Source organism: Intestinibacter sp. (genome assembly GCF_034113885.1).
Classification (GTDB): Bacteria; Bacillota; Clostridia; order Peptostreptococcales; family Peptostreptococcaceae; genus Intestinibacter.
In genome coordinates this window covers 43,993-63,954 of sequence record NZ_JAXEWM010000024.1, presented here as the reverse complement: position 1 = coordinate 63,954, position 19,962 = coordinate 43,993, and the positions used below count along the sequence as shown (strand labels likewise).

Annotated in this window: 20 protein-coding genes and 1 other annotated feature; all 20 genes read left to right on the top strand. The window is 33.0% G+C overall.

The annotated features are described in order from the left end of the window. Window positions 1-483: EF-Tu/IF-2/RF-3 family GTPase (locus SPD90_RS01640; RefSeq protein ID WP_320924101.1), on the top strand; the 483-nt coding region annotated here is incomplete at its 5' end. Between the two features lie 208 nt (window positions 484-691). Continuing rightward, window positions 692-841, top strand: a complete 150-nt coding sequence (gene rpmG / locus SPD90_RS01635; protein ID WP_290690852.1) for a 50S ribosomal protein L33 — start codon at window positions 692-694, stop codon at window positions 839-841. Window positions 842-868: 27 nt separating this feature from the next. Then, window positions 869-1,093, top strand: coding sequence for a preprotein translocase subunit SecE (gene secE / locus SPD90_RS01630; protein ID WP_320627292.1), 225 nt, complete (start codon window positions 869-871; stop codon window positions 1,091-1,093). A 17-nt stretch (window positions 1,094-1,110) separates the two neighbouring features. After that, a complete protein-coding gene (nusG, locus tag SPD90_RS01625) occupies window positions 1,111-1,695 on the top strand; it encodes a transcription termination/antitermination protein NusG (RefSeq protein ID WP_320924100.1) in 585 nt (194 codons plus the stop codon). A gap of 31 nt (window positions 1,696-1,726) precedes the next feature. Continuing rightward, a complete protein-coding gene (gene rplK / locus SPD90_RS01620; RefSeq protein WP_320924099.1) occupies window positions 1,727-2,152 on the top strand; it encodes a 50S ribosomal protein L11 in 426 nt (141 codons plus the stop codon). Between the two features lie 71 nt (window positions 2,153-2,223). After that, the gene (gene rplA, locus SPD90_RS01615; RefSeq protein ID WP_320627295.1) at window positions 2,224-2,922 is read left to right on the top strand and encodes a 50S ribosomal protein L1; all 699 of its coding nucleotides are present in this window, start codon (window positions 2,224-2,226) and stop codon (window positions 2,920-2,922) included. A 51-nt stretch (window positions 2,923-2,973) separates the two neighbouring features. Beyond that, window positions 2,974-3,102, top strand: a sequence feature (ribosomal protein L10 leader region). A gap of 36 nt (window positions 3,103-3,138) precedes the next feature. Continuing rightward, entirely contained in the window at window positions 3,139-3,642 is a 504-nt protein-coding gene (gene rplJ / locus SPD90_RS01610) for a 50S ribosomal protein L10 (RefSeq protein ID WP_320627296.1), read from the top strand. Between the two features lie 68 nt (window positions 3,643-3,710). Then, window positions 3,711-4,076, top strand: coding sequence for a 50S ribosomal protein L7/L12 (rplL, locus tag SPD90_RS01605; protein WP_320924098.1), 366 nt, complete (start codon window positions 3,711-3,713; stop codon window positions 4,074-4,076). A 359-nt stretch (window positions 4,077-4,435) separates the two neighbouring features. After that, window positions 4,436-8,161, top strand: a complete 3,726-nt coding sequence (gene rpoB / locus SPD90_RS01600; RefSeq protein WP_320626767.1) for a DNA-directed RNA polymerase subunit beta — start codon at window positions 4,436-4,438, stop codon at window positions 8,159-8,161. Window positions 8,162-8,203: 42 nt separating this feature from the next. Further along, window positions 8,204-11,698 carry a DNA-directed RNA polymerase subunit beta' gene (gene rpoC, locus SPD90_RS01595; protein WP_320626768.1) on the top strand — a complete coding sequence of 1,165 codons (3,495 nt, stop codon included), beginning with the start codon at window positions 8,204-8,206 and terminating at the stop codon, window positions 11,696-11,698. A 256-nt stretch (window positions 11,699-11,954) separates the two neighbouring features. Next, the gene (gene rpsL / locus SPD90_RS01590; RefSeq protein ID WP_290691228.1) at window positions 11,955-12,377 is read left to right on the top strand and encodes a 30S ribosomal protein S12; all 423 of its coding nucleotides are present in this window, start codon (window positions 11,955-11,957) and stop codon (window positions 12,375-12,377) included. Window positions 12,378-12,506: 129 nt separating this feature from the next. Next, complete coding sequence (gene rpsG, locus SPD90_RS01585) at window positions 12,507-12,977, top strand: 30S ribosomal protein S7 (protein WP_320626769.1); 471 nt, start codon at window positions 12,507-12,509, stop codon at window positions 12,975-12,977. Between the two features lie 67 nt (window positions 12,978-13,044). Beyond that, a complete protein-coding gene (fusA, locus tag SPD90_RS01580) occupies window positions 13,045-15,111 on the top strand; it encodes an elongation factor G (protein ID WP_320924097.1) in 2,067 nt (688 codons plus the stop codon). 98 nt (window positions 15,112-15,209) lie between these two features. Then, window positions 15,210-16,403, top strand: a complete 1,194-nt coding sequence (gene tuf, locus SPD90_RS01575; protein ID WP_320924096.1) for an elongation factor Tu — start codon at window positions 15,210-15,212, stop codon at window positions 16,401-16,403. A gap of 373 nt (window positions 16,404-16,776) precedes the next feature. Then, window positions 16,777-17,088: a 30S ribosomal protein S10 gene (gene rpsJ, locus SPD90_RS01570; protein WP_007285285.1), complete on the top strand. Its 312-nt coding sequence runs from the start codon at window positions 16,777-16,779 to the stop codon at window positions 17,086-17,088. 95 nt (window positions 17,089-17,183) lie between these two features. Continuing rightward, on the top strand, window positions 17,184-17,813 hold the full coding sequence (gene rplC / locus SPD90_RS01565) for a 50S ribosomal protein L3 (protein WP_290690769.1): 630 nt from the start codon (window positions 17,184-17,186) through the stop codon (window positions 17,811-17,813). 28 nt (window positions 17,814-17,841) lie between these two features. After that, window positions 17,842-18,465 carry a 50S ribosomal protein L4 gene (gene rplD, locus SPD90_RS01560; protein ID WP_290690767.1) on the top strand — a complete coding sequence of 208 codons (624 nt, stop codon included), beginning with the start codon at window positions 17,842-17,844 and terminating at the stop codon, window positions 18,463-18,465. A 1-nt stretch (window position 18,466) separates the two neighbouring features. Continuing rightward, window positions 18,467-18,757 (top strand): 50S ribosomal protein L23, encoded by a 291-nt coding sequence (rplW, locus tag SPD90_RS01555; RefSeq protein ID WP_320627290.1) that lies wholly within the window; start codon window positions 18,467-18,469, stop codon window positions 18,755-18,757. Window positions 18,758-18,786: 29 nt separating this feature from the next. Further along, window positions 18,787-19,617 carry a 50S ribosomal protein L2 gene (gene rplB, locus SPD90_RS01550; RefSeq protein WP_320627289.1) on the top strand — a complete coding sequence of 277 codons (831 nt, stop codon included), beginning with the start codon at window positions 18,787-18,789 and terminating at the stop codon, window positions 19,615-19,617. A gap of 46 nt (window positions 19,618-19,663) precedes the next feature. Further along, complete coding sequence (rpsS, locus tag SPD90_RS01545) at window positions 19,664-19,945, top strand: 30S ribosomal protein S19 (RefSeq protein WP_320627288.1); 282 nt, start codon at window positions 19,664-19,666, stop codon at window positions 19,943-19,945. Window positions 19,946-19,962: the final 17 nt, after the last annotated feature.

Here is a 19,962-nt window from a genome sequence, read left to right as displayed (position 1 = left end):
CAATTAAAAATCCAAGACGAAGTAGAAATAGTAGGATTAAAAGAAGAATCAAGAAAAGTAGTAGTAACAGGAATAGAAATGTTCAGAAAATTATTAGACAGCGCAGAAGCTGGAGATAACATAGGAGCATTATTAAGAGGTGTACAAAGAAACGAAATCGAAAGAGGACAAGTTTTAGCAAAACCAGGAACTGTTAACGCTCATACAAAATTCACAGCAGAAATATACGTTCTTAAAAAAGAAGAAGGTGGAAGACATACTCCATTCTTCGATGGATATAGACCACAATTCTACTTCAGAACAACAGACGTAACAGGAGCTTGTAAATTACCAGAAGGAACAGAAATGGTAATGCCAGGAGACAACATAACAATAGAGGTTGACTTAATAAACAAAATATGTGTAGAAGAAGGATTAAGATTCGCTATAAGAGAAGGTGGTAGAACAGTAGCATCTGGTGTTGTAGCAACTATAATAGAATAATATTTTGTTTACAATATATATATAAGGAAGAGGGGTTTTTATACTCCTCTTTTTTAAGTAAATAAACAAAAACATTGACATAGCTTTAAATTTATGATAATTTATACAAGGTAATGGTTAAAGGAAGGTAATAGTATTTTGATAATTTGTTTCAAAATATTATATAACAATATATATATTATTGTATTAAAAGTTGGAGGTGTAGCAAATGAGAGTAAGAGTTACTTTAGCATGTACTGAATGCAAACAAAGAAACTACAACACTACAAAAAACAAAAAAAATAACCCAGACAGAATAGAACTTAAAAAATATTGCAAATTCTGTAAAAAACATACTACTCATAAAGAAACAAAATAGTTATATTTTAAGGATGTGAGTAATATTATGAAAACTCAAGAAGTTAAGGCTAATAAGTCTAAAAAACAAAGATTTAGTTTAGTTACTTATATTAAGGAAACTATAGCAGAATTAAAAAGAGTAACTTGGTCAACAAAAACTGAGTTATTAAAAAACACAGGTATAGTTTTAGCTACAATTATTTCGTTTACTATTTTAGTATGGGCTTTAGATACACTTTTATCAGGTGCATTAGCATTAATATTAAAATAGAAAAAAGGAGAATGTAAATGTCGGAAATACAACAACCACAATGGTATGTAGTTCATACTTATTCAGGACATGAAAATAAAGTTAAAGCTACCATAGAAAAAGCAGTAAAAACAAGGGGAATGGAAGACTGTATAAAAAGTGTTATCGTCCCTACTGAAGATGTAATTGAAACTACAAAAGTAAAAGAAAAAGTAAAAGAAGATGGCCAAGTAAAAGAAGTCATCAAAGAAAAAACAAAAGTAAGACAAAGAAAAATATACCCAAGTTACGTTCTTATTAAGATGATAATAACTGATGAATCATGGTATATTGTAAGAAACACAAAAGGTGTTACAGGATTTGTAGGACCAGGTTCTAAACCAGTTCCACTTACTGAAGAAGAAGTTAAATTTATGGGAATAGATTTAGATAAAATAGGTGAAAATCGTGTAGATATAGAAGTTGGCGAAACAGTCAATGTTTGTGACGGTTTATTCAAAGGACAAAGTGGAATTGTAAAAGAAATCGACGTTAAAAATAAAATGGCAAAAGTATGCATAAATGCTTCTAGTGGTAATGAAGTATCACTAGAAATAGATTTAAAGAGCATAGAAAGAATATAATTTAGAAGGAATTTGAGGAGGTGCGCTCGATATGGCTAAAAAAGTTATAGGTCAAATAAAATTACAAATACCTGCAGGAAAGGCTACTCCAGCTCCACCAGTTGGTCCAGCATTAGGACAACACGGTGTTAATATAATGGGATTCACTAAAGAATTCAATGCTAAAACTGCAGATCAAGCAGGAATGATAATACCAGTTGTTATAACTGTATATCAAGATAGATCATTTACATTTATAACAAAAACTCCACCTGCTGCAGTATTACTTAAAAAAGCTGCTGGATTAGATTCAGCTTCAGGAGAACCAAATAAAAAGAAAGTTGCAACATTAACTTCAGCTCAAATAAAAGAAATAGCTGAATTAAAAATGCCTGACTTAAACGCTGCATCAGTAGAAGCTGCAATGAGCATGATAGCTGGTACTGCTAGAAGTATGGGTATCGTAGTAGAAGACTAATTATTAATTAGACACTTCGTTAGAAGTGGGAGGCAAAAGCCGACAATAACCACAAGGAGGAATTATAAATAATGGCTAAAAAAACTAAAAAATATGCAGAAGCATTAGGAAAAATAGATAGAACAAAATTATATGATGCTAAAGATGCTTTAGCATTAGTAAGTGAAATAGCTTCAGCTAAATTCGATGAAACAGTTGAAGCTCATATAAAATTAGGTGTTGACTCAAGACATGCTGATCAACAAGTTAGAGGTGCAATAGTATTACCTCACGGAACTGGTAAAACTAAAAAAGTTTTAGTTTTCGCTAAAGGTGATAAAGCTAAAGAAGCAGAAGCTGCAGGAGCAGATTTTGTAGGTGCTGAAGAATTAGTACAAAAAATACAAAAAGAAAACTGGTTTGATTTTGATGTAGTAGTTGCTACTCCAGACATGATGGGTGTAGTTGGTAGATTAGGTAGAGTATTAGGACCTAAAGGTTTAATGCCAAACCCAAAATCAGGAACAGTTACATTTGATGTTACTAAAGCTGTACAAGAAATCAAAGCTGGTAAAGTTGAATATAGATTAGACAAAAACAATATAATCCACGTTGCTATAGGTAAAGTATCTTTTGGTGGAGAAAAATTAACTGAAAACTTCTCAGTTTTAATGAATGCTATAATAAAAGCAAAACCATCTGCTGCTAAAGGACAATACTTAAGAAGCGTAACAGTTGCTTCAACTATGGGACCTGGAGTAAAAATAAATCCTGCAAGAGTAACTGAATAATATTGTATTGACATAGGTCAAAAATGATGTTATAATATCTCTTGTTGATGTTAAAAACGAATAAATTTGCCGTAGACAGTAGGTGCGAGAGCTTAATTTCCTGCCGAGGTTTTAGATAAATGAAACTAGAGCTTTTATGTCTGGCATTACGTTAGAAATAAAAGCTTTTTTAATTATGTACGGTAAATATACTTTTGTGAAGGAGGTGCACATCTGATGAGAGAAGCTATACAAATTAAATCACAAGTTGTTGCTGAAATAGTTGAAAAACTACAAAAATCATCTTCTACAATAGTTGTAGACTACAAAGGTCTAACAGTAGAAGAAGTTACAGAATTAAGAAAGAAAATGAGAGAAGCTGGCGTTGAATATAAAGTTTACAAAAACACTTTAGTTAGAAGAGCAGCTAAAGAAGTTGGAATAGAAGAATTCAACGATGAGTTATTAGTAGGAACTAATGCTATAGCATTTGGTTACGACGATCCAATAGCTCCAGCTAGAGTTATAAAAGACTTTATGGAAGCTCATCCAAAAATGAAATTAAAAATGGGTGTAGTAGAAGGTACATTCTATAACGAAGCTCAAATAGTTGAGTTCGCTAATATACCACCAAAAGAAGTTCTTCTTGCAAAATTACTTGGAAGCTTAAAGGCTCCAATGTCAAACTTTGTATATTTATTAGATGCTTTAATAAAAGAAAAAGAAGGACAAGAAGCTTAATTGTCAGTTAAATTTAGAAAATAAGATTAAAAAATAAAAAATTAATAAAAAATTCGGAGGTGCTAAAAATGACAATAGAACAAATATTAGAAGCTATAGAACAAATGAAAGTTACAGAATTAAATGAATTAGTAAAAGCTGCAGAAGAAAAATTCGGTGTATCTGCTTCTGCTCCAGTAATGGTTGCTGGTGCTGCTGCAGGTGGAGCTGCTGCAGAAGAAAAATCAGAATTTGATGTAATATTAACATCTGCTGGTTCTTCAAAAGTTGGAGTTATAAAAATAGTTAGAGAAATAACTGGTTTAGGATTAAAAGACGCTAAAGAAGTAGTTGATAACGCTCCTAAAGCTGTTAAAGAAGGAGCTTCTAAAGAAGAAGCTGAACAAATAAAAGAAAAATTAGAAGCTGCTGGTGCATCAGTAGAACTTAAATAATTTTTTTAAGAAAAAGGTGTCTCGGTAGGACACCTTTTTTGAGTTATAACTAATTATTAATAAATAAAGTTGAGAATAGAGAATATAAATCTTTTTTGATATTGTATTCTCTATTCTCAACTTTATGAAAAAATTACGAAAAAATGGAATTAATACGTAATAATATGTACATACTAAATGGAGTAGGCTTTTAATATATAGGTACGATTTATTTAAAAAATAATATATAAATAAATAATATATAAATTTTAAATTATATAGTCCTAAATATTGAAATTTAGTCAAAGTTGTGCTAGAATTATTAGATGCGTTTAGTATGACAAGGGTTTTATTTTTAATTATTGAGAGGTGAAAAGTGAATGCCATATCCTGTCACGATAGGTAAGAGAAAGAGAATGAGCTTTTCTAAGATAAAAGAAATAGCTGATTTACCAAATCTTATAGAAATACAAGTAGATTCTTATAAGTGGTTTTTAGAAGAAGGTTTAAAAGAAGTTTTTAATGATATTTCTCCAATTGAGGATTATACAGGTAATTTAATATTAGAGTTTGTAGATTACTCTCTAGATGATAAGCCTAAGTATGACATTGAAGAATGTAAAGAAAGAGATGCTACATATTGTGCGCCTCTAAAAGTAAAAGTAAGACTTATTAATAAAGAAACTGGAGAAATAAAAGAACAAGAAGTATTTATGGGAGACTTCCCGCTTATGACAGATAGAGGGACTTTCGTAATAAATGGAGCGGAAAGAGTTATCGTAAGTCAATTAGTTAGATCACCTGGTGTATATTATGCACAAGAGAGAGATAAAGCTGGTAAAAAACTAATATCTTCTACTGTTATACCTAATAGAGGTGCTTGGTTAGAATATGAAACTGATTCTAATGATGTTATTTCTGTTAGAGTAGATAGAACAAGAAAACAACCAGTAACAGTATTATTAAGAGCGTTAGGAATAGGATCAAATGCTGAAATAATAGATCTTTTAGGTGAAGACGAAAGATTAATGGCTACATTAGAAAAAGATAACACTACAAATGTTGAAGAAGGTCTAGTTGAAATTTATAAAAAATTAAGACCAGGTGAACCACCAACAGTTGAAAGTGCATCTTCATTAATAAATGCTCTTTTCTTTGATGCTAAAAGATATGATTTAGCAAAAGTAGGTAGATATAAATTTAATAAAAAGCTTGCTTTAGCTTATAGAATAATGAATAGAATAGCTTACGACGACGTAATAAATCCAGAAACTGGAGAGGTATTCGTAAAAGCTGATGAAAAAATAAGCTACGATGATGCTTGGAAAATACAAAATGCAGGTATCAATGCAGTTACTATAAAAACAGAAGACGAAAAGAAAGTTAAAGTAATAGGAAATAACTTTGTTGACATAAAAGAACATATACATTTTGACATAGATGATTTAAAGATAAAAGAAAAAGTTCACTACCCTACTTTAAAAGAAATTTTAGATGAATGTAGTGATGAAGAAGAAATAAAAGAAAGTATAAGAATAAGAAGAAAAGAATTAATTCCTAAACATATATTATTAGACGATATAATTGCTTCTATAAGTTACGAATTTAACCTATTCTTTGGAATAGGAAATGTAGATGATATAGACCATCTAGGTAACAGAAGAATAAGATCAGTTGGGGAATTATTACAAAACCAAGTTAGAATTGGTCTTTCAAGAATGGAAAGAGTTATAAGAGAAAGAATGACTGTACAAGACATGGAAGCTATAACTCCACAAGCTTTAGTAAACATAAGACCAGTTTCAGCTGCTATCAAAGAATTCTTTGGTAGTTCGCAATTATCTCAGTTCATGGATCAAACAAACCCATTATCTGAGTTAACACATAAGAGAAGATTATCAGCATTAGGACCAGGTGGTCTTTCAAGAGAAAGAGCTGGATTCGAAGTGCGTGACGTCCACCATTCACATTATGGTAGAATGTGTCCTATAGAAACACCAGAAGGACCAAACATCGGTCTTATAAACTCATTAGGAACATACGCTAAAATAAATGAATATGGATTTATAGAATCTCCTTACAGAAAATATGATAAAGAAACAGGAAAGATGACAGATGAGATACATTATCTTACAGCAGATGAAGAAGATCTTTTCATAAGAGTGCAAGCAAATGAACCGTTAAATGAAGATGGTAGCTTTGTAAATTCAAAGGTTGTTTGTAGAACTATAAATGGTACAGTGGAACTTGTTCCTGCTGAAAGAGTTGACTTTATGGATATATCTCCTAAACAAGTTGTATCTATAGCAACAGCTATGATACCTTTCCTTGAAAATGACGATGCCAACCGTGCCCTAATGGGATCAAACATGCAACGTCAAGCAGTGCCTCTAATGAGAAGAGAAGCACCTATCATAGGTACAGGAGTTGAATACAGAGCTGCAAAAGACTCTGGAGCAGTTGTTGTTGCTAAACATTCTGGTATAGCAGAAAGAGTAACAGCAGACGAAATCGTAATAAAAAGAGAAGATGGAAATAAAGATAGATACAAATTACTTAAATTTAAGCGTTCAAACCATGGTACTTGTGTAAATCAAACACCTATTGTAAACAAAGGTGACCAAATACAAGCAGGTGATGTAATCGCCGATGGACCAGCTACAGATTTAGGTGAAATAGCATTAGGTAGAAACTGCTTAATCGCATTTATGACTTGGGAAGGTTATAACTACGAAGATGCCGTTTTAATCAATGAAAGACTTGTAAAAGAAGATAGATTATCAACTATTCATATAGAAGAATATGAATGTGAAGCTAGAGATACTAAACTAGGACCAGAAGAAATAACTAAAGATATACCAAATGTAGGTGAAAGTGCAATCAAGAACTTAGACGACAGAGGTATAATCAGAATAGGTGCTGAAGTTGATTCAGGAGATATATTAGTTGGTAAGGTAACTCCAAAAGGAGAAACTGAACTTACTGCTGAAGAAAGATTACTTCGTGCAATCTTCGGTGAAAAAGCTAGAGAAGTTAGAGATACATCTCTAAAGGTACCTCATGGTGAATCAGGTATAATAGTTGACGTAAAAGTCTTTACAAGAGAAAATGGTGACGATTTATCACCAGGTGTAAATGAATTAGTTAGATGTTATATAGCTAAGAAGAGAAAAATAAAAGTCGGAGATAAAATGGCCGGACGTCATGGTAATAAAGGGGTTATCTCAAGAGTATTACCAGAAGAAGATATGCCATTTATGGAAGACGGAACACCTATGGATATAGTACTTAATCCACAAGGTATACCATCTCGTATGAACATCGGTCAGGTGCTTGAAGTTCACTTAGGACTTGCTGCTAAGAAATTAGGATGGTATGTTGCTACATCAGTATTTGATGGAGCTAAAGAAAGTGATATAATGGATGCTCTTGAACAAGCAGGATATCCAAGAGATGGTAAATTAACATTATATGATGGTAGAACAGGTGAAACATTTGATAATAAGATAACAGTAGGTTACATGTATTACTTAAAACTACATCACTTAGTTGATGATAAGTTACATGCAAGAAGTACAGGACCATATTCACTAGTAACTCAACAACCACTTGGAGGTAAAGCTCAATTCGGTGGACAAAGATTTGGTGAAATGGAAGTTTGGGCTCTTGAAGCATACGGAGCTGCACACATACTTCAAGAAATACTTACAGTTAAATCAGACGACGTTGTAGGTCGTGTAAGAACTTACGAAGCAATAGTAAAAGGTGAAAATATTCCTGAACCAGGAATACCTGAATCATTCAAAGTTCTTATAAAAGAACTTCAAAGTTTATGTCTAGATGTTAAAGTTTTAAGTGAAGAAGATGAAGAATTAGAAGTAAAAGAATCTACAGACATAGATGATGAAGTTGATGGAAACTTCGAATTAAATCTTATCAGTGATGAAAGAGAAGTAGAAGAATCTCATGTTATTGAAGATATAGAAGATGAAGATGATGATTTAATAGAAGCAGACATAGATTATGATGTTGAAGAAGTAGATGATAGTTTGAATTTTGATTTCAGTGGCTTTGAAGATGAAGACAACAGTGATTTTGAAATATAGTTTTATAATAAAATAAATATCAAATAGAAGGGAGAGAACTCCTTGTTTGAATTAAACAATTTCGAGTCGATAAAAATAGGTTTAGCATCTCCAGAACGTATAAGAGAATGGTCTAGAGGAGAAGTTAAAAAACCAGAAACAATTAATTACCGTACTTTAAAACCAGAAAAAGACGGTTTATTCTGTGAAAGAATATTTGGACCACAAAAGGACTGGGAATGTCATTGTGGTAAGTATAGAAGAGTTAGATATAAAGGTGTAGTTTGTGATAGATGTGGTGTAGAAGTAACTAAATCTAAAGTAAGAAGAGAAAGAATGGGACATATAGAGCTTGCAGCTCCTATGTCTCACATCTGGTACTTCAAAGGTATCCCAAGTAGAATGGGTCTTTTACTTGATATGTCACCAAGATCTCTAGAAAAAATACTATACTTTGCTTCATATGTTGTTATAGATCCAGGTGAAACTGGATTAAACGAAAAACAATTACTAACAGAAAAAGAATTTAGAAGTAATTATGAAAAATATGGAAATACTTTTGAAGTTGGTATGGGTGCTGAAGCAGTTAAAAAATTATTAATGAAAATTGACCTAGAACAAGAAAGTAAAGCATTAAGAGATGACTTAAAAGACAGTACAGGTCAAAAAAGAGTTAGAACAATAAGAAGATTAGAAGTAGTTGAAGCATTCAGAAAATCAGGAAACAAACCTGAATGGATGATACTAGAAGCTATTCCAGTAATTCCACCAGATTTAAGACCTATGGTTCAATTAGACGGTGGTAGATTTGCTACTTCTGACTTAAATGACTTATATAGAAGAGTTATAAACAGAAATAACAGATTAAAAAGATTATTAGAACTTGGAGCTCCAGACATCATAGTTAGAAACGAAAAGAGAATGCTTCAAGAAGCTGTAGATGCTTTAATAGACAATGGTAGAAGAGGTAGACCAGTTACAGGTCCAGGAAATAGACCATTAAAATCTTTATCAGATATGCTTAAAGGTAAACAAGGTCGTTTCCGTCAAAACTTACTTGGTAAACGTGTTGACTACTCAGGACGTTCAGTTATAGTTGTTGGACCAGATCTTAAATTCTATCAATGTGGTCTTCCAAGAAAAATGGCTCTTGAATTATTCAAACCATTCGTAATGGATAAATTAGTTAAAGAAGGATATGCACATAATATAAAAAGTGCTAAATCATTAGTAGAAAAAGTAAAACCAGAAGTATGGGATGTTCTTGAAGAAGTAATTAAGAGCCATCCAGTACTACTTAACCGTGCCCCTACTCTTCATAGATTAGGTATACAAGCATTTGAACCAGTTTTAGTTGAAGGTAAAGCTATAAGACTACATCCACTAGCTTGTACAGCATACAATGCTGACTTCGACGGTGACCAAATGGCTGTCCATGTACCTTTATCAGTAGAAGCACAAGCAGAAGCTAGATTCTTAATGCTTTCTGTAAATAATATACTTGCTCCAAAAGATGGTTCTCCAATAACTACTCCATCTCAAGATATGGTTCTAGGATGTTATTACTTAACTATAGAATCTCAAGGAGGAGAAAAGGGAACAGGAACAGTATTCAAAGACTTTAACGAGTTAATGATGGCTTATCAAACTAAAGCAGTAGAATTACATGCAACAGTAAAAATGAGAGTTAAATTAGCTGATGGTAGAGTTGGTATTACAGAAAGTACAGTAGGTAGATTTATATTCAACGAAAATATACCTCAAGATTTAGGATTTGTTAATAGAGACGAAGATCCATTTGGATTAGAAATAAATTATTTAGTTGATAAAAAAGCTTTAGGTAAAATTATAGATAAATGTTTCAGAAGACATGGAAACACTATAACTGCTGAAGTTTTAGACCACATAAAATCATTAGGATTTAAATATTCTACTATAGGTGGTATAACAGTTGCAGTTGCAGATATGAAAATACCACCAGCTAAAAAAGATTTAATAAAAGCTGCAGAACAACAAGTTGAAAAATACGAAAAAGTATTCAGAAGAGGTTTAATCTCTGATGAAGAAAGATATGAAAAAGTTATAGAAACTTGGACTAAGACAACTGAAGAAGTTACAGATGCCTTAATGAATGGACTTGAAAGATTAAATAACATCTATATAATGGCCCATTCAGGAGCCAGAGGTTCTAAGAACCAAATAAGACAGTTAGCAGGAATGCGTGGACTTATGGCCAATGCATCTGGTAAAACAGTTGAAATCCCAGTTAAATCTAACTTCCGTGAAGGGTTATCAGTTATGGAATACTTCACATCTTCACATGGTGCTAGAAAAGGGTTAGCCGATACAGCTCTTCGTACAGCCGATTCAGGTTACTTAACAAGAAGACTTGTTGACGTCAGCCAAGACGTAATAGTTAGAGATTATGACTGTGGAACAACAGAAACAACAGAAATATTTGCAATAACAGATGGAAATGAATCAATAGAAGATTTATACGATAGAATAGTTGGTAGATATACTATAGATCCTATAGTACATCCACAAACTGGAGAAGTATTAGTAGAAGCAGACACTATGATACAAGAAGATGATGCAGAAGCTATAGTAGCAGCTGGTATCGAAAAAGTTAATATAAGAACAGTTCTTAACTGTAAAACTCATCATGGTGTATGTTCTAAATGTTATGGTAGAAACTTAGCTACTGGTAAAGAAGTTAATATCGGTGAAGCTGTAGGTATAATCGCAGCTCAATCAATCGGTGAACCAGGTACACAGCTTACAATGCGTACATTCCATACAGGTGGGGTTGCCGGTGGAGATATAACTCAAGGGCTTCCAAGGGTTGAAGAGCTATTTGAAGCTAGAAAACCAAAAGGTTTAGCTACAATCACAGAAATTTCAGGTAGAGTTGAAATAGACGAAACAGGAAAGAGAAAAGAAGTTGTAGTAATACCAGATGAAGGTGAAAGAGAAGTTTACCAAATACCATATGGATCAAGATTAAGAGTGAAACAAGGTCAACTTGTTGAAGCTGGGGACCCACTTACTCAAGGTTCTATAAATCCACACGATATAGTTAGAGTCAAAGGTATAGGTGGAGTTCAAGAATACATTGTAAAAGAAGTTCAAAGAGTTTATAGACTTCAAGGGGTTGATATCAACGATAAACATATAGAAGTAATTGTAAGACAAATGCTATCTAAGGTTAAAGTTGAAGATCCAGGAGATACAGATTTATTACCAGGAGGTTATGAAGATGTATTAACATTTGAAGAATGCAATCAAGAAGCTGAAGCAAATGGATTAAGACCAGCAGTTGCTAAGAGAGTTTTACTTGGTATAACAAAAGCATCTCTTGCTACAGATTCATTCTTATCAGCAGCATCATTCCAAGAAACAACTAGAGTTTTAACAGAAGCTGCTATAAAAGGAAAAGAAGACCACCTAATAGGACTTAAAGAAAATGTTATATTAGGTAAATTAATTCCAGCAGGAACAGGAATGAAAAAATATAGAAACATAGCGGTTCAAAAAATAGATCAAGAATCTTTATAAGATTGTTATATAAACATTCTTGACATAGTCCGTATGTGATGTTAAAATATAAAAGTGCGAATTTAAAAGTTTACTTTGGATACTGTTCAGGGTAAACTTTTAAATAAGCTTTAATATAATTAAAGAACTATTAAGTACCAAGCTATTAAATGTTTGTGTATGAGACGAACATTTAACTACGGAAATCGGTAGGAATATCCGATTTAGTTGGCGATCATTTTTAAGATCGAAATTTTAGAAGAAGGAGGTGCAGATGATGCCAACAATTAACCAATTAGTTCGTAAGAGTAGAAAAGATTCAGTTAAAAAATCTACTGCTCCAGCATTACAAAAGAGTTACAATTCTTTAAACAAAAAAACAACTGATGCAAGTTCACCACAAAAAAGAGGAGTTTGTACATCAGTAAAAACAGTTACTCCTAAAAAACCAAACTCAGCTTTAAGAAAAGTTGCCAGAGTTAAATTAACAAACGGAATAGAAGTTTCTGCTTATATACCAGGTGAAGGACATAACTTACAAGAACATAGTGTTGTTCTTATAAGAGGAGGAAGAGTTAAAGACCTTCCAGGGGTTAGATACCATATATTAAGAGGTACATTAGATACTGCTGGTGTTGATAAAAGAATGCAAGCAAGATCTAAATATGGTGCTAAGAGACCAAAAGCTGCTAAAAAATAAAACACTAAATCGAAATTGAAATATTATAGTGCGGTGCTTTAAATATATATATATTTATGGCATACGGCATTGTGATAATATGTCGAGTACCGATGATTTAAGATAAAAATAATTAAGGAGGGAAGCAAAATGCCAAGAAAAGGTAATGTTCCAAAGAGAGATGTATTACCAGATCCAGTATACGGAAGTAAGGTAGTTACAAAATTAATAAATAATTTAATGATAGACGGAAAAAAAGGAAAAGCACAAAAAATAGTATATGATGCTTTTGACATAATAGCTGAAAAAACTGGAGAAGATGCTTTAGAAGTATTCAACAAAGCAATGGATAACATAATGCCAGTTTTAGAAGTAAAAGCTAGAAGAGTTGGTGGGGCTAACTACCAAGTTCCAATAGAAGTTAGACCTGACAGAAGACAAACTTTAGGTTTAAGATGGTTAGTAAGATACACAAGAGCTCGTGGAGAAAAAGGAATGGTAGAAAAACTTGCGAGAGAAATAATGGATGCTGCAAACAATACAGGAGCATCAGTTAAGAAGAGAGAAGATACTCATAAAATGGCTGAAGCAAATAAAGCATTTGCTCATTACAGATTCTAATTTGATTCTAATATCGGAATTCAATTAGGAATTAAGAAATATTAGAGGATATCTAAGGAGGATAACCATGGCTAGAAATTTTCCTTTGGAAAGAACTAGAAATATAGGAATCATGGCTCATATAGATGCAGGTAAAACAACTACTACAGAAAGAATCCTGTTCTATACTGGGCGTACACATAAAATAGGAGAAACTCATGAAGGAGCTTCTCAAATGGACTGGATGGAACAAGAAAAAGAAAGAGGTATAACAATAACTTCTGCTGCAACAACTACAACTTGGAAAGATCACAGAATAAACATAATAGATACACCAGGGCACGTAGACTTCACAGTTGAAGTTGAAAGATCTCTTAGAGTTCTAGATGGTTCAGTAGCTGTTTTCTGTGCTAAAGGTGGGGTTGAACCTCAATCTGAAAATGTATGGAGACAAGCTGAAACTTACGGAGTACCAAGAATAGCATTCGTTAACAAAATGGATATACTTGGTGCAGACTTCTACAATGTTGTAGAAATGATGAAAGAAAGATTAGGTTCTAATGCAGTTCCTGTTCAATTACCAATAGGTAAAGAAGATACATTCAAAGGTGTTGTAGACTTAATAAAAATGGATGCTATAATCTATGAAGATGACCTAGGTACTGTTATGGACGAAACAGATATACCAGAAGATATGAAAGAATTAGCTGCTGAATGGAGAGAAAAATTAGTTGAAGCAGTTGCTGAAACTGATGAAGACTTAATGATGAAATATCTTGAAGGTGAAGAATTAACTGAAGAAGAAATAAAAGGTGCTATAAGAAAAGCTACTATAGCTTGTGAAATGAACCCAGTATTCTGTGGTACTGCTTACAGAAATAAAGGTGTTCAACCTGTTATAGATGCTGTTATAGATTACTTACCAGCTCCAACTGATATAGCTGCTATAAAAGGTGTATTACCAGATGGAACTGAAGCTGAAAGACATTCTTCTGATGAAGAACCATTCTCAGCATTAGCATTCAAAATAATGACTGACCCATTCGTAGGTAAATTAGCGTTCTTCAGAGTTTACTCTGGTACTTTAGAATCTGGTTCTTATGTATTAAATGCAACTAAGAACAAGAGAGAAAGAATAGGACGTATCCTACAAATGCATGCAAATACAAGAAAAGAAATAACTGAAGTTTATGCAGGAGATATAGCTGCTGCAGTAGGTTTAAAAGATACTACAACAGGAGATACTTTATGTGCTCCAGATAGTCCAATCATACTTGAATCTATGGAATTCCCTGAACCAGTTATCGACGTAGCTATCGAACCAAAATCAAAAGCTGCTCAAGAAAAAATGGGTATAGCTCTTCAAAAATTAGCTGAAGAAGACCCTACTTTCAGAGTTAGAACTGATGAAGAAACTGGTCAAACTATAATCGGTGGTATGGGTGAATTACACTTAGAGATCATAGTAGACAGATTATTAAGAGAATTCAAAGTTGAAGCAAATGTTGGTGCTCCACAAGTTGCTTACAGAGAAACTATAACTAAACCAGTTGATGTAGAATACAAATATTCTAAACAATCAGGTGGTAGAGGACAATACGGTCACGTTAAAATTAGAGTTAACCCACAAGAACCAGGTGCTGGATACTCATTCGAAAACAAAACTGTTGGTGGATCTGTTCCAAAAGAATATGTTGGTCCAACTGATATGGGTATACAAGGTGCTATGCAAGCCGGTGTTGTTGCAGGATATCCTGTAGTTGACGTTGCTGTTGAATTATACGATGGTTCTTACCATGAAGTCGATTCATCAGAAATGGCATTCAAAATGGCTGGTTCAATGGCTATGAAAGAAGCTTTAAAGAAAGGTGATTCAGTATTACTTGAACCTTACTTCAAAGTTGAAGTTGTTACTCCAGAAGAATACATGGGTGACGTTATGGGTGGAATAAACTCTAAGAGAGGTTTAATCCAAGGTATGGAAGCTAGAAGCGGTGCACAAGTTATAAATGCATTCGTTCCACTTTCAGAAATGTTCGGTTACTCAACTGAATTAAGATCTACTACTCAAGGTAGAGCTACTTACACTATGATATTTGACCACTACGAACAAGTTCCAGCTAACGTAGCTAAAAAAATATCAGAAGGTAGATAATAAATAATTTAAATTAAAAAAATAAGAGGCGAGGATTCGTCCTCGTCTTATAGAAAATATATAAATTTTATAATAAAAACATTAGGAGGTAATTCAAAATGGCTAAGGCTAAATACGAAAGAACTAAACCACATGTTAATATAGGAACAATCGGCCACGTTGACCACGGTAAAACTACATTAACAGCTGCAATAACAAAAACATTATTTGACAGATATCAATTAGGAGAAGCTGTAGATTTCGCTAACATAGATAAAGCTCCAGAAGAAAGAGAAAGAGGAATCACAATATCAACAGCTCACGTTGAATACGAAACTCCAAATAGACACTACGCACACGTTGACTGCCCAGGACATGCTGACTACGTTAAAAACATGATAACAGGAGCAGCTCAAATGGACGGTGCAATATTAGTTGTATCAGCAACTGATGGACCAATGCCACAAACAAGAGAACATATACTATTATCAAGACAAGTTGGTGTACCATACATAGTAGTATTCTTAAACAAATGTGATATGGTAGACGACGAAGAATTATTAGAATTAGTAGAAATGGAAATAAGAGAATTATTAGACGAATATGAATTCCCAGGAGATGACACTCCAATAATAAGAGGATCAGCATTAAAAGCATTAGAAGATCCATCAAGCGAATGGGGAGACAAAATAGTAGAATTATTCGAAGCAATAGATGAATATATACCAGCTCCAGAAAGAGATATAGACAAACCATTCTTAATGCCAGTAGAAGACGTATTCTCTATAACAGGTAGAGGAACTGTTGCAACAGGTAGAGTAGAAAGAGGACAATTAAAAATCCAAGACGAAGTAGAAATAGTAGGATTAAAAGAAGAATCAAGAAAAGTAGTAGTAACAGGAATAGAAATGTTCAGAAAATTATTAGACAGCGCAGAAGCTGGAGATAATATAGGAGCATTATTAAGAGGTGTGCAAAGAAACGAAATCGAAAGAGGACAAGTTTTAGCAAAACCAGGAACTGTTAACGCTCATACAAAATTCACAGCAGAAATATACGTATTAAAGAAAGAAGAAGGTGGAAGACATACTCCATTCTTCGATGGATATAGACCACAATTCTACTTCAGAACAACAGACGTAACTGGTGCTTGTAAATTACCAGAAGGAACAGAAATGGTAATGCCAGGAGACAACATAACAATAGAAGTTGACTTAATAAACAAAATATGTGTAGAAGAAGGATTAAGATTCGCTATAAGAGAAGGTGGTAGAACAGTAGCATCTGGTGTTGTAGCAACTATAATAGAATAATTTTTCGGATAACACATAATAAAATAAAGAATTTAGGGGAGGACGAAGGTTTTCCCCTTTTTATTTTAAGGAAGTAATTATAAAATGTTGACAATGTAATTTAAAGATTGTATACTGAATAAGGCTTTTGAATTAAAGATAATTTTCTTCTGAATCTAAGACTTGGCAAAAATAAACTAAATAAAATTATAAAAAAGTCTTGAAAAAGTAGGAAGAATAATATAAAATATAATAGTGTGCTTGAGAGATACGAAAAAAATCCAAATTTAATCATTATATAGGAATAAAAAATAAGTTAAAGTTTACAGAACACCCGGAACTGTGTATCGGTATAATGATTAAATTTAAAAGTAAAAAAAGGAGGGAAACAAAAATGGCTAAAAATGAAAAAATAAGAATAAGATTAAAGTCATATGATCACAAATTATTAGATTTTTCAGCTGGTAAAATAGTTGAAACTGCTAAAAAAGCTGGATCACAAGTTTCAGGACCTGTGCCACTACCAACTGAAAAACAAGTTGTGACAATATTAAGAGCTGTTCATAAATATAAAGATTCTAGAGAACAGTTCGAAATAAGAACTCATAAGAGATTAATAGACATAACTAGTCCAACACCTAAAACTGTAGACTCATTAATGAGATTAGATTTACCAGCTGGTGTAGACATAGAAATCAAATTATAAGAAAAACGACACCTAAGATACGGTCCTATAAGGTTGTTATCTTAGAATGATTGCCAAACAGGTAATCCGCTGTAAGAATTATAGGAGGTGCTAATATGAAAGGATTATTAGGAAAAAAAGTAGGTATGACTCAAATATTCACTGAACAAGGTGAAGTAATACCTGTAACAGTAGTTGAAGCAGGACCAGTAGTTGTAACTCAAATAAAAACAACTGAAAAAGATGGATATACTGCAATACAAGTTGGTTTCGAAGATGCTAAAGAAAAAGCTTTAAACAAACCACAAAAAGGACATTTAGCTGCTGCTAATACATTAAAAAAACACTTAAAAGAATTTAGAGTAGATTCTGTAGATGGATATACAGTAGGACAAGAAATAAAAGCTGATTTATTCGCTGCAGGTGAATTAATAGATGTTACTGGAATAAGTAAAGGTAAGGGATTCCAAGGTCCAATAAAAAGACATGGACAATCTAGAGGACCTGAAACTCACGGTTCTAGATACCACAGAAGACCAGGTTCAATGGGAGCTTGTTCTTACCCAGGTAGAGTTTTCAAAAACAAAAAATTAGCTGGACACATGGGTAGCGTTAAAGTTACAGTTCAAAACTTAGAAGTAGTAAGAGTTGATGCTGACAAAAACTTTATCTTAGTTAAAGGTGCTATACCAGGAGCTAAGGGTTCAGTGGTAACAATAAAAGAAGCAGCAAAAGCTTCTAAATAATGACTAACCTAAGAAAGGAGGAATCACAATGCCAAAAATGAACGTATTAAACATACAAGGACAAAATGTTGGTGAAATAGAATTATCAGATGCTGTATTCGGTGTTGAAGTGAATGAGCATGTATTATATGAAGTTGTAAAAAACCAACTTGCGAATAAAAGACAAGGTACTCAATCTGCTAAAACTAGAGCAGAAGTAAGAGGTGGCGGAAGAAAACCTTGGAGACAAAAAGGAACAGGTAGAGCTAGACAAGGTTCTATAAGAGCTGTACAATGGATCGGTGGAGGAGTTGCTTTTGCACCAAAACCAAGAAGTTACAGATATACATTACCAAAGAAAGTTAGAAGATTAGCTATGAAGAGTGCTTTAACTTCTAAAGTTCAAGCAAATGAAATGATAGTATTAGATGCTTTAACAATGGAAGCTCCTAAAACTAAAGAATTTGCTAACATATTAAAAAATATAAATGCTGCTAAAAAAGCTTTAGTAGTAATGGCTGAAAAGAACGAAAACGTAATAAAATCAGCTGCAAATATACCAAATGTTGAAACTGCATTAGTTAACACTATAAATGTATATGACATATTAAAATATGATTCATTCATAATAACTACTGATGCTGTTAAGAAAGTGGAGGAGGTGTACGCATAAAATGACTAATCCACATGATATAGTTATAAGACCAATAGTTACTGAACAAAGTATGGCTGATATGGCTGAAAGAAAATACACTTTTGTAGTTCAAAAAGGAGCTAACAAAACTGAAATAAAAAAAGCAGTAGAAAAAATATTCGGAGTAGATGTAGAAAAAGTAAATACATTAAACTACGATGGAAAAACTAAGAGAATGGGTAGAAGCATAGGAAAAACTGCTAGCTACAAAAAAGCAGTAGTTAAATTAACTGCTGATAGCAAAGAAATAGAATTTTTCCAAGGTATGTAATACTTAAGAAATAAAGGAGGGAAAATAAGATGGCTATTAAAAAATTTAAACCAACTTCTCCTGCCTTAAGAGAAATGACAGTTTTTATATCTGATGAAGTTACAACTAACCAACCAGAAAAATCTCTTTTAGTACCTTTAAAGAAGAATTCTGGAAGAAACGTTCACGGAAGAATAACTGTTCGTCACAGAGGTGGAGGAAACAGAAGAAAATATAGAGTAATAGATTTTAAAAGAAATAAAGATGGTATACCAGCAAAGGTTGCTACTATAGAATACGATCCAAATAGAACTGCTAATATAGCATTATTAAACTATGCAGATGGTGAAAAAAGATATATCTTAGCTCCAGTTGGAATAAAAGTTGGAGATACTTTATTATCAGGACCAGAAGCAGATATCAAACCAGGTAATGCATTAGCATTAAGAAACATGCCAGTAGGTACTGTAGTTCATAACATAGAATTAAAAGCAGGTAAAGGTGCTCAATTAGTTAGATCTGCAGGAGTTTCTGCTCAATTAATGGCTAAAGAAGGAAACAAAGCTTTATTAAGATTACCATCAGGTGAAATGAGATATGTTGCTATAGACTGTAAAGCTACTATAGGACAAGTTGGTAACGTAGAACATGCTAACGAAACTATCGGTAAAGCAGGTAGAAAAAGACATATGGGTATAAGACCTACAGTAAGAGGTTCTGTTATGAACCCTAATGACCATCCACACGGTGGTGGGGAAGGTAGATCTCCAATAGGTAGACCATCTCCAGTAACTCCATGGGGTAAACCAGCTCTTGGATACAAAACTAGAAAGAAAAATAAAGCGTCTAATAAATTAATAGTTTCAAGAAGAACTAAATAATAGATTTTAAATAGAAATTTATTTTACTCGGGAAGGAGGAAATTAAATGTCAAGATCAACTAAAAAAGGACCTTTTGTTCACCCTAGACTTCTTAAAAAAATAGAAGCTATGAACGAAAGCGGAAATAAAGAAGTTATAAAAACTTGGTCAAGAAGTTCAACTATATTCCCTCAAATGGTAGAGCACACTATAGCTGTACATGACGGAAGAAGACATATTCCTGTATATATAACAGAAGATATGGTAGGACACAAATTAGGAGAGTTCGTTGCAACAAGAACTTTCAAAGGTCACAAAGATGACGAAAAAAGTAATAAGAGAAAATAATTAAATCCTGACTAGGA

Excerpts from the sequence above, each read along its gene's own strand:
- rpmG (WP_290690852.1), top strand. The coding sequence starts at position 692 with ATGAGAGTAAGAGTTACTTTAGCATGTACTGAATGCAAACAAAGAAAC.
- secE (WP_320627292.1), top strand. The coding sequence starts at position 869 with ATGAAAACTCAAGAAGTTAAGGCTAATAAGTCTAAAAAACAAAGATTT.
- nusG (WP_320924100.1), top strand. The coding sequence starts at position 1,111 with ATGTCGGAAATACAACAACCACAATGGTATGTAGTTCATACTTATTCA.
- rplK (WP_320924099.1), top strand. The coding sequence starts at position 1,727 with ATGGCTAAAAAAGTTATAGGTCAAATAAAATTACAAATACCTGCAGGA.
- rplA (WP_320627295.1), top strand. The coding sequence starts at position 2,224 with ATGGCTAAAAAAACTAAAAAATATGCAGAAGCATTAGGAAAAATAGAT.
- rplJ (WP_320627296.1), top strand. The coding sequence starts at position 3,139 with ATGAGAGAAGCTATACAAATTAAATCACAAGTTGTTGCTGAAATAGTT.
- rplL (WP_320924098.1), top strand. The coding sequence starts at position 3,711 with ATGACAATAGAACAAATATTAGAAGCTATAGAACAAATGAAAGTTACA.
- rpoB (WP_320626767.1), top strand. The coding sequence starts at position 4,436 with ATGCCATATCCTGTCACGATAGGTAAGAGAAAGAGAATGAGCTTTTCT.
- rpsL (WP_290691228.1), top strand. The coding sequence starts at position 11,955 with ATGCCAACAATTAACCAATTAGTTCGTAAGAGTAGAAAAGATTCAGTT.
- rpsG (WP_320626769.1), top strand. The coding sequence starts at position 12,507 with ATGCCAAGAAAAGGTAATGTTCCAAAGAGAGATGTATTACCAGATCCA.
- fusA (WP_320924097.1), top strand. The coding sequence starts at position 13,045 with ATGGCTAGAAATTTTCCTTTGGAAAGAACTAGAAATATAGGAATCATG.
- tuf (WP_320924096.1), top strand. The coding sequence starts at position 15,210 with ATGGCTAAGGCTAAATACGAAAGAACTAAACCACATGTTAATATAGGA.
- rpsJ (WP_007285285.1), top strand. The coding sequence starts at position 16,777 with ATGGCTAAAAATGAAAAAATAAGAATAAGATTAAAGTCATATGATCAC.
- rplC (WP_290690769.1), top strand. The coding sequence starts at position 17,184 with ATGAAAGGATTATTAGGAAAAAAAGTAGGTATGACTCAAATATTCACT.
- rplD (WP_290690767.1), top strand. The coding sequence starts at position 17,842 with ATGCCAAAAATGAACGTATTAAACATACAAGGACAAAATGTTGGTGAA.
- rplW (WP_320627290.1), top strand. The coding sequence starts at position 18,467 with ATGACTAATCCACATGATATAGTTATAAGACCAATAGTTACTGAACAA.
- rplB (WP_320627289.1), top strand. The coding sequence starts at position 18,787 with ATGGCTATTAAAAAATTTAAACCAACTTCTCCTGCCTTAAGAGAAATG.
- rpsS (WP_320627288.1), top strand. The coding sequence starts at position 19,664 with ATGTCAAGATCAACTAAAAAAGGACCTTTTGTTCACCCTAGACTTCTT.